The following is an 11,891-nucleotide window of genomic DNA, read 5'->3' as shown; positions in this document are numbered from 1 at the left end:
CAGGCCGGCCGCCAGGGTTGCCAGCGCATCCCGGTCCAGGTGGTGCCCGGCCGGGCCCATGAGGGCCAGCCGGGAGACATCGTCCGGGGAAAGCAGGAGCGGCACATCCAGGTCGTCGGCGGAGAGCGCCGAAAAGTGACCCTCGAGCGAGGCAGCGAGCCGCTCGTCCTTGGCCGGGTCGATGCCGAGCATGCCGGCCTGGCCGGCCACCTCCTCGAGGTGTCCCGGCCGCGGAGTGACGACTATCAGCTGGCCGCCGGGGCGGAGCACCCGGGCAAACTCGGGTGCGTTGCGCGGCGCGAAGACCACGGTGACGACGTCGACCGTGCCGTCGGCAACCGGCAGCGGCTGCCACACGTCGCTGACGAGGTTAACAGCTTCGGGGTTCAGCTTTGCGGCCCGGCGGAGGGCGAACTTCGAGATATCCAGGCCAACCGCGGCGGCGGGCGCCCGGTCCTGCGCCACCCGGTCCAGCAGCGCCCGGAGGTAGTGGCCGGTCCCGGTTCCGGCGTCCAGCACCGTCCCGGGGGATTGTGCGGTACCGCCGGCGAGGCTGCGGGCAGCCAGTTCCGCCACGGCGTCGGCGAGGGGGCGGTAGTGGCCGGCGGAGAGGAAGTCGAAGCGTGCCGCCACCATCTCAGCGGTGTCCGCTTCGAACACGGTGCCTTTGCCCACGAGGAAGTTAAAGTACCCCTGTTTTGCCGCGTCGAAGCTGTGGCCGCCCGGGCACACCAGGGTGCGTGCGCCGCCGTCGTCGAAGGCGAGCCTGTCCCGGCAGACCGGGCACAGCAGGGAGGCAGCGGAGGCGGGGGGCATAGTGTCCATCCTAGGGGCGGCGCGTCCTGGACGGCCGCGGTCCGCCGTGGTGCAGTACCGACGTGAGCTATTTCACTGCCGGGGAAACTCGGGCTAGGCTCGCACACGTGAAATCCGAACATCTGCCGCTGCTGAATTCCGTCTCCGCCCCTGCCGTGCACCCGGACGGCGCGCGCGCCGTGGTCTCCGTGATCCGGCCCGACTTCGACGCCGACGCCTACGTCGGCCAGCTGTGGACGGTCCCGCTGGACCCGGGCGCGCCCCCGCGCCGCCTGACCCGCGGATTCCGTGACACGGCGCCGGACTTCTCCCCGGACGGACAGATTCTCGGGTTCCTGCGCGCCGCTGCCGGCGGCAAACCGCAGCTCCACATCGTGGAGGCCGGCGGCGGGGAGCCGCAGCCCGTCACCGACGCTCCCCTGGGAGTATCGGCGTTTGCCTGGTCGCCCGACTCGCGGCGCATTCTCTACAGCGCCCGGACCCCGGAGGAGGGCCGCTATGGCAGCACCGACGGGGTCTCCGCCGGCAGCGAGGACGCGCGGCTGATCACCGACTACCAGTACCGGATGAACGGCGTCGGGTACACCGCGGACAAGCCGGTGCAGCTCTTCCTGATCGAGCTTCCGGAGCTCGGGGCGGAGCCCACGGTGCCGCCGAAGGGCCGCGCGTTGAAAGCCCGCACCGCGGCCGGGGGCAGCACCGACACAGGCCTGCTGCCGGCCGCACGGCAGCTGACCGCCGCGGCGACAGACCACACCGGCGCGAGCTTCAGCACCGACGGGCGGGCCATCTACTTTGTGGCCGCCCTGCATGAGGGCAGCGACGCCGATCTCGCGAGCGGCATCTACCGCCTTACGGTTGGCGACGATGCCGGGGGAGGGCAGCCGGAACCCGTCGCCCCGGCTAACACCGGCCGGCAGACCGTGCACGCCGTCCGCGAGTCACGGGACGGGCAATGGCTGTTTTTCCTCGCCCAGGACCTTGGCCGATCGGGCCAGGACTTCGTGGCACGCAACACCGCCCTCTACGCCATGCCGGCGGGAGGCGGCGACGCCACCCGGCTGAGCGACGTCGAGACAATGGACCTGGGCTGCAACGGCAGGATCGAACTCGCCGGCCCCGATTCGGCGCTGCTGCTGAACAACGCCCGGGGAACGGTCGAGCTGATTGAATTCCAGGCCTCCGGGAACCACCACGTGCTGCTCCAGGGCGGGCGGGTGGTCACCGGCGCCGCCGCCGGCGGGGAATCGCCCGTGGTCAGTTTCGCCGACGCGGCGACGGCGGGGGATGTGGCCGTGCTCGAAGCTGGAAAGCTCCGCGTCCTCACCGACTTTTCCGCGCCGCTGCGTTCCGAGGCCGGGATCATCGATCCGCTGGAGCTCACGGTCCCGTCAACCGACGGCTACCCCGTCCACGGCTGGCTCGTGAAGCCGCCGGGACAGGGACCCCACCCGGTCCTGCTGAACATCCACGGCGGCCCGTTCGCCCAGTTCACCGGCGCACTTTTCGATGAAGCCCAGGTCTACGCCGCGGCCGGCTACGCGGTCCTGATGTGCAACCCGCGCGGTTCCGCCGGCTACGGACAGGACCACGGACGGGCCATCAAGGAAAAGATGGGAACCCTGGACATGCAGGACGTCCTGGCCTTCCTCGACGGCGCGCTCAACAAATTCGAGGAGCTCGACGCCGGGGCCCTTGGCATCATGGGAGGGTCCTACGGCGGCTACCTCACCGCGTGGACCATCAGCCACGACCACCGGTTCGAAGCCGCCATCGTGGAGCGCGGGTTCCTCGATCCCGTGAGCTTCACCGGCTCCTCCGACATCGGCTGGTTCTTCGGCGGGGAGTACACCGGACGCTCGGCCGAACAAATGGCGGCGCAAAGCCCGATGGCCCGGGTGGACCAGGTGCGCACCCCGTCGCTGGTCATCCACAGCGAAGAGGACCTCCGGTGCCCGGTGGAGCAGGGCCAGCGGTATTTCACGGCGCTCAAACAGCTCGGGGTGGAGGCTGCGTTCCTGGTTTTCCCGGGGGAGCACCACGAGCTCTCACGCTCCGGGACGCCGCACCACCGCAAGCAGCGCTTCGACCGGATCCTGCAGTGGTGGGCCCGCTACCTTCCGACGGCGGCAAATCCCGCACCGGCGGCCCAACTCTGACGGCCCAACTCTGACGGCTCAATCGCCCGGCAGGAACCCGAGTTCCCGCCGGGCGAGGNAGGCTGATATCGGGTTGCGCCCAGCGCGCGGAGTACTCGGCATTGTTGCTGATGGAGCGCAGCTCGGCGCGGTCCAGATAGAGGATGCCGTGCAGGTGGTCGGTTTCGTGCTGGACGATCCGGGCCTGCCAGCCACGGAACTCCCGCTGCTGCGGGCTCCCGTCCGTTGCTGTGAAGTTGAGCCGGACCTGCTCGGGCCTGTTGACGGCGGCCTGGAGTCCGTTGAGTGAGAGGCAACCTTCGTAGAACGCCACGGTGGTGGTGCCCAGCGGCTCGTAGCTCGGGTTGAGCATGGCAAAGAACGGCAGGGGCTCCCGTCCGCGGGCGGCGGCGACCCCGGGATCGACGTCGAACTGGTCCTCGAGGACCGCGAGCTGCAACGGTATGCCGAGCTGGGGTGCGGCCAGGCCCACGCCGGGCGCCTTGTGCATCACGCTGCGCATCAGGTCGATCAACTGGCCAAGTTCGGCGTCGCTGATCTGCCCGTTGAAGGGCGCAGCGAACTGCCGGAGCACGGGATGCCCCGCCTGGACAATGGTGGGGAGCACCCCGCCGGTCAGTAGCTGCTGGACGTTTTCATGGATGCGGGCGGCGCTGAGGTCAGTCGCCTTGGCGTCAGAGGACATGGCAACAGACTACTGGCGTCCGCAGGCCGCGGTGATAAATTCATAAATGCGTCCACGCAGCACCGCTCCGGCGTCGATTTTCAGGATGCCGTCGCGTCCGCCCGCGGACACCCGGAGGGGCAACAATGTCCCCACTTTGTCGTCCGCTATGGCGTGCGGATCGCAGCGTGCGGGCCGGATGCCCAGCCGGAACTGCTGGAGGGATCCGCCGGCGCGGACCGACACCGAGTGCGGCCACGGGGCGCCCGGGTCCTCTTCGAGCAGTGGGGTCCCATCGATCCAGTTGATGGTCAGGCTTCCGGTTGAGCCGGGGTTTACGGCACCAGGGGTGCTCCGCGGCGTGATGGCAAGCGTCAGGACGGCGCCCTGCGCGTCGGCAGAGACCTCGATGTCCGGTGCCAGCCGGATGTCGGCGACCGCGGCGGCCGCCTGGGCGAGGCACATTTCACTGTTGTTCCGTTCCATCACCCGGTACGGATCGGTGGCGGGCACCGTCGGGGCCGGCTCTTGTCCGTTGCCCTCGGCAAGCCGAAGTGACACCGCCGTTCCCTCGTTCGCGGGCGATGTCTGGATTCCGCATTCGGGAGCGGGCAGTTGTGCCTGAAGGATCTTGGTCTGGCGCGGCGGAAGCTCGATCCCGCCGGGCGGCGCCGGCCACTCCATGGTGCCGGAAAAGAGCGGGCTGGTCAGGCTTGCACTGAGCACGGTCAGCGGCCCTGCCGTGTTGTTCGTCAACTGGACGGCAATGATTTGCCGGCTGTAGTCGTCGCGGAGCTGGTTGATCTCGGCGGTGATGGTGGCGGCCGAAGCCGCTGGCGCTGCCGTTGGTGTTGGAGTGGCGGAAGGAGTGCCGGTCCCGGAGGAGCCCGCGCTGCAGGAAGCCGTCAGGGCGAGGGCAGCCGTGACGGCGGCAAGCCTGCCCGCGGGGACGTGACGGGTTCCGTCGGCCGGGCGCCTTAGCGGCGGAAGGAGGCAGCCCATGGGGTCAGTGTATTCCCGGCGCAGGCTCACGCGGCTGTGGCCTGGCGGGCGCTTTCGGTTAGTCTCGGTGCCATGACTTCACCGACCCCCTTGGATTGTGTCCTCGAGCTGCTGCGCGTTATCGAAGCCGGTGGCGGCCCGGCGGACATCGCTCCCTTCCTGGCCGAGGATTACATCCTGAGCGAGGCACCCCACTTGCTGGCCCCGGCCGGGGCTGTGCGGAACCGGGACGAGGCCTTGGCCGGGGCAGCCGCAGCCCATGAGGTGGTCGCGGCGCAGCGCTTCGTGGTGCGGCGCACGACGTGTGAGGGGACCCGCGTGGTGGTGGAAGCCGACTGGACAGCGACGCTGCTGATGGACCTGCCGCATTGGGACACCGGCGAGGTCATTCGCGCCAGGATCGCGGGCGTTTTTGAAGTCCGGGACGGCAGGATTGTCAGCCAGGACAGCTACGACTGCTATTTCATGCCCGCCTGAACCACGGCGTCCTGCTGCGCGTTTCCGGCAGCGTCTTCACTGCATGGTGAACCGGCGGGCCACGATCCTGTTGACAGCGGGNGGCAGCTGCCGCCGCTATGGCGCGGTTGCGCACCGACCATGGTGCTGCCGGCAGCGGCCGCCCCAGCGCCATGTTGATTTCGGACTGGCGGGCTGCCCGGGCGGCTGCAGCCGTGCGGCCGGCCTCGAAGGTCCGCAGTTCTGCTCCCACATTCGCCCCGCCCAGTGCCGCGAGAACCAGCGGAGCCAGGGCGACGGCGTCGAGCCAACCCAGGTTCATGCCCTGGCCGCCGATCGGGCTGATCTCATGCGCGGCGTCGCCGATCAGCACCGTCCGGCCGGCCACCATCCGGCGGACCAGCCTGGAGCGGACGCCAAAGCGGCTCAGCATGCTGTTGCTCGCGGGATCGACGCCGATCCCAGTGCGTTGTTCGATCATGCGTGCGAGCCCGACGGCGTCCCGGTCGTATCCGGTGTCCCCGAGGCGCACCACCCAGCGGCGCAGCGTCCCTGGCAGCGGGAAGCACTCCACGATCCCCGCGGCTTCCAGGAACAGTGCAGCGTCCGGACCGAATCCGGTCGTGTCGGCGAAGTCGCCCATCAGGTAGCTGTCCGGGTAATCCTTCGCCCGGACAGCGGTGCCGAGCTGCGAGCGGACGGCGGACCGGACACCGTCGGCGGCAACGGCGATGGACGCCGTGTAGCGCACCGCCCGGCCCGCTGTTATGGCTTCCGCGGTGACCTGGCCGCCGTCGTGGTGCAGGCCCGTGACCCGGACACCGCGGTGGAGGGCGTCAGGGTCGAGGTCCCGGACGCGCTGCTCCAGGAGGGCCTCGGTGCGGGACTGCGGCAGGGCGAGGACGAACGGGAAAGTGTCCGAGACGCCGGCGAAGGACATCTGCGCGAGGGTCCGGCCGCCGCTGACGGCGATGCCGCGCCGGATCGCAATGCCTTCGGCCACCAGGGCCTGCGCCACCCCGATTCCGTGGAGCGCGTCCAGCGACGGGGGATGGATGCCGATGGCCCGGGAGTGCGCTTCGGCGATGGTCCGTTGTTCCAGGATCCGGACGCTGGCACCCTGCTGGAGCAGCAGGGCTGCCATCAACAGGCCCACCGGCCCGCCGCCGACCACCAGGGCGTCAACCACGCGCGGAGTTCTTGTCCGCGTTGTCCATGTCCGCATTGTTTTTGTCAAGGGTCAGCAGGTTGCGGAAGGGTGCCCGGCGGACGACGGTCCAGCCCGGGGGAGCCACCAGCTGGAGTTCGGCGGCGGTGTAGCTGCGGCGGATGGAGGTCAGTCCGTCCTGCCTGATGTAGGAGCCGGTAAACGGCCAGGAGCCGGCGAAGAAGAGGGCGTACGCGCCCGTGCTGCGCCGGAGGTCGCTGTGGATGACAGTTCCGTGGGAGAGCGCCGCGGACTCTGCCAGGAACACCGGAAGGTCCTCCTCTGCCAGATGGTGCAGCACATGGTTGGACACGACCAGGTCGAAACTGAGGCCTTCGCGTCCCAGCTCGGCGGCCGTGGACTGGCGGAACCTCACGCCGGTGGCCAAATGCCGTTCCGCCGCGAAGCGACTGGCGCGCGGGTCCGGATCGATAGCCGTGATCTCCAGGCCAAGCCCGTCGCGCGCCGCCCAGCGGGAGAGCATCACCGGCACATCGCCGCCCCCGCAGCCAATATCCAGGAGGGTGGCCTTCACGCCCTGGCGGAGGCGTGGCCGGAGCTGGGAGCGATAGATGCCCCGCCAGCCGGAGACGGCCCGGTTGACCAGGGCAAACTGGGCATAGGTGCGGTCCAGCCGGACCGGGTCACAGCCGGGCAGGTCCATCTCCTCGACGGCGTGCGCCGCACGTTCGCGCAGTAGTTGCACTGGATCTCAGGCCAGCGCCGATTCCGGCTGGGCGGACTCTGAGTCGCCGGCCGCATCGCCGGTCCAGGCCTGCGGCTCGTCGCGGAGCGGGCTGCCCAGCTTCGTGAACAGCGCCGTTTCAACCGTCAGCCCGGGACCGAACGCCATCGAACAGATCCGTTCCCCGCCGTCGTCGGCACCGTCCGCCGTCGGCAGGTCCAGGATGTGCCGGAGCACGAACAGCACGGTGGCGCTGCTCATGTTCCCGTAGTCGCGCAGGGTCTCGCGGGCCGGGACCAGCTGCTCGTCGCTCAGGTCCAGCCGGGACTGCACCTTGTCCAGGATGCTGCGGCCGCCGGGGTGGATGGCCCAGTGCCGGATGTCACGGTAGGGGAGCCCCCGCAGGGCATCCTCCCGGGAGAGCAGAGGCTCCAGCGCGCCAATGATGTGGTCATCGATGATGTGCGGGACGTAGTTTCCCAGGACCATCTCAAAGCCCTCGTCGCCGATGTTCCACGCCATGGATTCCTCACCGACCGGCGTCAGCACGGTCTCGAAGTGGTCCAGTTGCAGCAGCGCGCGTTCGTCCGGGTCCTGCCGGGCTGTCACGATGGCGGCAGCGGCGCCGTCAGCAAACAGGGCGGACCCCATAATGGTGTCCGGGTCGTTCGAGGTCCGCACGTGCAGCGAGCAGAGCTCGGCGCACACGACCAGGACGACGGCGTCCGGATCCGCCTCGCAGAAGGATTTGGCCGCCCGCAGTGCGGGGAATGCGGCGTAGCAGCCCATGAATCCCAGGTGGTAGCGCTGCACGGCAGGATTCAGGCCGAGGGCCCGGACGATTTTGTAGTCCGGGCCGGGGTTGAAGAAACCGGTGCAGGACACGGTGACGAGGTGGGTGATGTCGTGTGAAGTGATGCCGGGGCAGGCATCGAGGGCTTTTTCGGCCGCCTCAATGAAGAGTTTGGTGGCCTCGATGGCGAAAATGTCGTTGCGGACCTTGGTGCTCGGGCTGAGCAGCAGTCCCGCGCCGGCGTCGAAAAACCGCGGATTCTCCGTCTGGTTGTCCCTGGTCATTTCCTCCACAGCGGTGTGGCGCGTGTCGATCGCGGCCGAATCAAAGCATGTGCTGACCAGCCGGGTGCCAAGCCTGGTGAGCCCGGGTTGGGCTGCAAAGACGTCGCGGGCTTCCGTTTGGATCAGGACAGTTGGCGGGACAGCAGTTTCCAGGGACCTCAGGTAGACCGTCATGGTTCATTCTCAGTGAGGTCGGCGCAGAAGACAATGGATGCAGCCCCGGATGCGGGACCGAAACTGGTTAGATGGAGCCAGATGACGCCGGCGGGGACCGCGACGGCGGCCCCCGCCCAGGAGATGGAGACACGATGAGCCTGGTTACGACGTCGGACACGCAGCCGGCCACGCAGCCGCGCGCGCAGCATGTTGCCGACACCCACGATCTGATCCGCGTGGTCGGCGCACGCGAGAACAACCTCAAGGACATCACCCTGGAGATCCCGAAACGCCGTCTGACGGTGTTTACTGGTGTCTCCGGCTCGGGTAAAAGCTCGCTCGTGTTCGCGACGATCGCTGCTGAATCACAGCGCATGATCAACGAGACCTACAGCGCGTTCGTGCAGGGCTTTATGCCCACACTGGCCCGGCCCGACGTCGATTTGCTGGAGGGCCTGACGACTGCGATCATCGTTGACCAGGAGCGGATGGGCGCGAACCCCCGCTCCACGGTGGGCACCGCCACCGACGCCAACGCCATGCTCCGCATCCTTTTCAGTCGGCTGGGATCGCCGCATGTGGGGCCCCCCACGGCGTTCTCCTTCAACGTCCCGACGCGGAAGGCGAGCGGGGTGATGAGCACCGAGAAAGGCGGCCGGGTCGAGAAGAATGTGGTGCACGGGGCGGTCTACCTGGGCGGGATGTGTCCGCGCTGCGAGGGCATGGGCTCGGTCTCCGACTTCGACCTCACGGCGCTCTACGACGACAGCAAATCCCTCGCCGAGGGTGCGCTGACGATTCCCGGTTACAGCATGGACGGCTGGTACGGCCGCATCTTCAGCGGCGCCGGCTTCGACATGGACAAGCCGATCGCGAAATTCTCCAAGAAGGAGATGGACGACCTTCTCTACAAGGAACCGACCAAGATCAAGGTCGAGGGCATCAATCTCACGTACGAGGGTTTAATTCCGAAGATCCAGAAATCGATGCTCGCCAAGGATGTCGAGGCGATGCAGCCTCACATCCGGGCCTTCGTGGAGCGGGCCATCACGTTTCAGGCCTGTCCCGAGTGCGGCGGCACGCGGCTCAGCCCGGAGGCCAGGTCCTCGAAGATCCAGGGGAAGAACATCGCCGAGCTGTGCGGGATGCAGATCAGCGACCTGTCCAGCTGGGTCCGCGGACTCAAGGAGCCTTCGGTTGCCCCGCTCCTCAAAGGATTGCAGCACCTGCTCGACTCGTTCGCCGAAATCGGGTTGGGCTACCTCTCGCTGGACCGGCCGGCGGGAACTCTGTCCGGGGGAGAGGCCCAGCGCACCAAAATGATCCGGCACCTGGGCTCGTCGCTCACGGACATCACCTACGTCTTCGACGAACCGACGATCGGCCTGCACCCGCATGATATCGAGCGGATGAACCGGCTTCTGCTGCAGTTGCGTGACAAGGGCAATACGGTGCTCGTCGTCGAGCACAAGCCCGAGACCATCGCCATCGCTGACCACGTCGTTGACCTTGGCCCCGGCGCGGGCACCGAGGGCGGCCGCGTCTGCTTTGAGGGAAGCATGGAGGGGCTTCGGGGGAGTGACACCATCACCGGCCGCCACCTCGATGACCGGGCCACGGTGAAGGAATCGGTGCGTAAGCCGTCCGGGACGCTCGCGGTGCGTGGCGCCTCAACCCACAACCTTAAGTCCGTGGACGTCGATATCCCGCTCGGGACGCTGTGCGTGCTCACGGGCGTTGCCGGTTCGGGCAAGAGCTCGCTGATCCAGGGGTCGGTCACCGGCCGGGAGGGCGTGGTGGTGATCGACCAGGGGGCAATCAAGGGGTCCCGGCGCAGCAACCCCGCGACGTACACGGGCCTTCTCGAACCGATCCGCAAGGCGTTCGCCAAGGCCAACGGCGTGAAGCCGGCGCTGTTCAGCTCCAACTCAGAGGGGGCCTGTCCCACCTGTAACGGGGCGGGCGTCATCTTCACCGAACTGGGCGTTATGGCCACCGTCGAGTCCACCTGCGAGGACTGCGAGGGCAGGAGGTTCCAGGCGTCAGTCCTGGAATACACGCTGGGCGGCCGCAACATCGCCGACGTGCTGGCAATGTCCATGACGGAGGCCGAGGCGTTTTTTGCTGCGGGCGAGGCGAAGACGCCGGCGGCGCACAAGATCCTCGACCGGCTCGTGGACGTCGGGCTTGGCTACCTGACCCTTGGACAGCCGCTCACCACACTGTCCGGCGGCGAGCGGCAGCGCGTCAAGCTTGCCACGCAGATGGCCGAGAAGGGTGACGTGTACGTCCTCGACGAGCCCACGACCGGCCTGCACCTCGCCGATGTCCAGAACCTGTTGGGCCTCCTCGACCGGCTCGTCGATTCCGGCAAGTCGGTCATCGTCATCGAGCACCACCAGGCCGTGATGGCGCACGCCGACTGGATCATTGACCTCGGCCCGGGCGCCGGCCACGACGGCGGCCGGATCGTCTTCGAGGGGACGCCGGCCGACCTCATCGCCGACCGTTCCACGTTGACCGGCCAGCACCTCGCGGCCTACGTCCAACGGTGACCGGCCCGGCTTTCTAGGACCCGGTGGACTCGGAGGCCAGGTTTCGTTTGAGGATTTTTCCGCTGGGCCCGAGGGGGAGTTCCGCGAGCAGCCTGATGATTCGCGGGTATTTGTAGGCGGCCAGCTGTGTGCTTGCGAAGTCGATCAGCTCGGTATCGGTGGCGGTGGCTCCCGCGTCGAGCACGATCGCGGCCGCGATTTCCTGGCCGTGGACGTCGTGCGGGACGCCGTAGACGGCAGCGCTGACTACCTGCGGGTGTGTAAGGAGGATTTCCTCCACCTCCCGGGGGTAGACGTTGTAGCCGTTGCGGATAATCATGTCTTTCTTACGGTCCACGATTCGCAGGTACCCGTCGTCGTCCTTGGTACCCAGGTCCCCGGTGCGGAACCAGCCGTCGACGATCGCCTCGGCGGTGGCCTCTGGCCGGTTGAGGTAGCCCTTCATCAGCAGGTGTCCGCGGATGACGAGCTCGCCAAGTTCGCCCGGGGGCAGCAATTCGATGCTTTCGACTGTTTCGGCGCGGGCAATTTCGATGTCGACACCCCAGATCGCGGTCCCGATGGTGCCGGGCCGGGGCGGAGTGCCGACGTGGTTGAACGCTGCGACGGGGGAGGTTTCGGTCAGGCCGTAGCCCTCGTGGATTTCCACCCCGAAGACATCGCGGAACTTGTCCATTACGGCCAGCGGGAGCGACGCTCCGCCGGAGATGCCGTAGCGCAGGACGGCCGGGCGGACATCAGTGGCCTTGGCCGCTTCGATAAGCGCCACATACATGGTCGGCACCCCGAGGAAGATGTTTACGTTGTGCCGGTCCATCAGCGTCAGGGCGCCCTCGCCGCTGAATCGGGGCATCATGACGATGGTGGCGCCCGCCCGCAGCCCGGCGTTGAGAACGACGGTCTGGCCGAAGGTGTGGAACAGCGGCAGTCCGCCGAACAGGACATCGCCCGGCTTGAAGTCCATGACGGACGTCAGGATGACACTTGTCTGTTCCACCAGGGCGAAGTGGGTGCCGAGGGCGCCCTTCGGCTTGCCGGTGGTGCCGGAGGTGTACAGGATCGTGGCTGTGTCCGAGGGCCGGCACGGGACGTAAGTGCGGATTGGCTGGGCCGC

Annotated in this window: 9 protein-coding genes and 1 pseudogene (2 of these 10 running past the window's edge); 3 read left to right on the top strand and 7 right to left on the bottom strand. The window is 68.0% G+C overall.

Annotated features, from left to right (window positions below):
• Positions 1 to 816, bottom strand: the 5' portion of a protein-coding gene (locus K789_RS22930; protein WP_306376553.1) for a methyltransferase domain-containing protein. It extends 165 nt beyond the left edge of the window; 816 of the gene's 981 nt are visible here — the first part of the coding sequence; it begins with the start codon at positions 814 to 816; its stop codon lies off the left edge, out of view.
• A 107-nt stretch (positions 817 to 923) separates the two neighbouring features.
• Here K789_RS22930 and K789_RS0111500 point away from each other — a divergent pair, with 107 nt between their 5' ends.
• Positions 924 to 2,975 carry an alpha/beta hydrolase family protein gene (locus tag K789_RS0111500; RefSeq protein WP_024366892.1) on the top strand — a complete coding sequence of 684 codons (2,052 nt, stop codon included), beginning with the start codon at positions 924 to 926 and terminating at the stop codon, positions 2,973 to 2,975.
• A 169-nt stretch (positions 2,976 to 3,144) separates the two neighbouring features.
• Here the strand turns inward: K789_RS0111500 and K789_RS24600 are convergent.
• Together K789_RS24600 and K789_RS0111490 are read right to left on the bottom strand one after the other, a co-directional pair.
• A pseudogene (locus K789_RS24600) lies at positions 3,145 to 3,660 on the bottom strand (peptide deformylase); the annotation flags it as partial.
• 9 nt (positions 3,661 to 3,669) lie between these two features.
• Positions 3,670 to 4,641: a hypothetical protein gene (locus tag K789_RS0111490; protein ID WP_237739583.1), complete on the bottom strand. Its 972-nt coding sequence runs from the start codon at positions 4,639 to 4,641 to the stop codon at positions 3,670 to 3,672.
• A 72-nt stretch (positions 4,642 to 4,713) separates the two neighbouring features.
• On the opposite strand from K789_RS0111490, the gene K789_RS0111485 reads away from it, so the two are divergent.
• A complete protein-coding gene (locus K789_RS0111485) occupies positions 4,714 to 5,118 on the top strand; it encodes a nuclear transport factor 2 family protein (protein ID WP_024366890.1) in 405 nt (134 codons plus the stop codon).
• Here the strand turns inward: K789_RS0111485 and K789_RS22925 are convergent.
• From K789_RS22925 to K789_RS0111470, 3 genes are read right to left on the bottom strand one after another with little or no spacing between them, the layout of a single operon-like run.
• Complete coding sequence (locus K789_RS22925; protein WP_306376552.1) at positions 5,105 to 6,286, bottom strand: FAD-dependent oxidoreductase; 1,182 nt, start codon at positions 6,284 to 6,286, stop codon at positions 5,105 to 5,107. The two genes, K789_RS0111485 and K789_RS22925, sit on opposite strands and share 14 nt — an antisense overlap.
• Positions 6,279 to 7,010: a class I SAM-dependent methyltransferase gene (locus K789_RS0111475; RefSeq protein ID WP_024366889.1), complete on the bottom strand. Its 732-nt coding sequence runs from the start codon at positions 7,008 to 7,010 to the stop codon at positions 6,279 to 6,281. The genes K789_RS22925 and K789_RS0111475 overlap by 8 nt, the downstream gene beginning before the upstream one ends.
• A gap of 6 nt (positions 7,011 to 7,016) precedes the next feature.
• Complete coding sequence (locus K789_RS0111470; RefSeq protein ID WP_024366888.1) at positions 7,017 to 8,240, bottom strand: type III polyketide synthase; 1,224 nt, start codon at positions 8,238 to 8,240, stop codon at positions 7,017 to 7,019.
• A 134-nt stretch (positions 8,241 to 8,374) separates the two neighbouring features.
• Between K789_RS0111470 and K789_RS0111465 the strand changes: the two genes are divergently transcribed.
• Positions 8,375 to 10,777 carry an ATP-binding cassette domain-containing protein gene (locus tag K789_RS0111465; protein WP_024366887.1) on the top strand — a complete coding sequence of 801 codons (2,403 nt, stop codon included), beginning with the start codon at positions 8,375 to 8,377 and terminating at the stop codon, positions 10,775 to 10,777.
• A 13-nt stretch (positions 10,778 to 10,790) separates the two neighbouring features.
• On the opposite strand, the gene K789_RS0111460 is transcribed toward K789_RS0111465, so the two are convergent.
• A protein-coding gene (locus K789_RS0111460; protein ID WP_237739582.1) for a long-chain-fatty-acid--CoA ligase crosses the window boundary here: on the bottom strand, positions 10,791 to 11,891 show its 3' portion. It continues 474 nt past the right edge of the window; 1,101 of the gene's 1,575 nt are visible here — the last part of the coding sequence; the start codon falls outside the window, past its right edge — the gene reads right to left on this strand; its stop codon occupies positions 10,791 to 10,793.

Origin of the sequence: Arthrobacter sp. TB 26, from assembly GCF_000427315.1 — a bacterium.
GTDB lineage: Bacteria > Actinomycetota > Actinomycetes > Actinomycetales > Micrococcaceae > Arthrobacter.
Note: the sequence above shows the minus strand (reverse complement) of the source record. Positions and strands in the feature narration are given on the sequence as shown.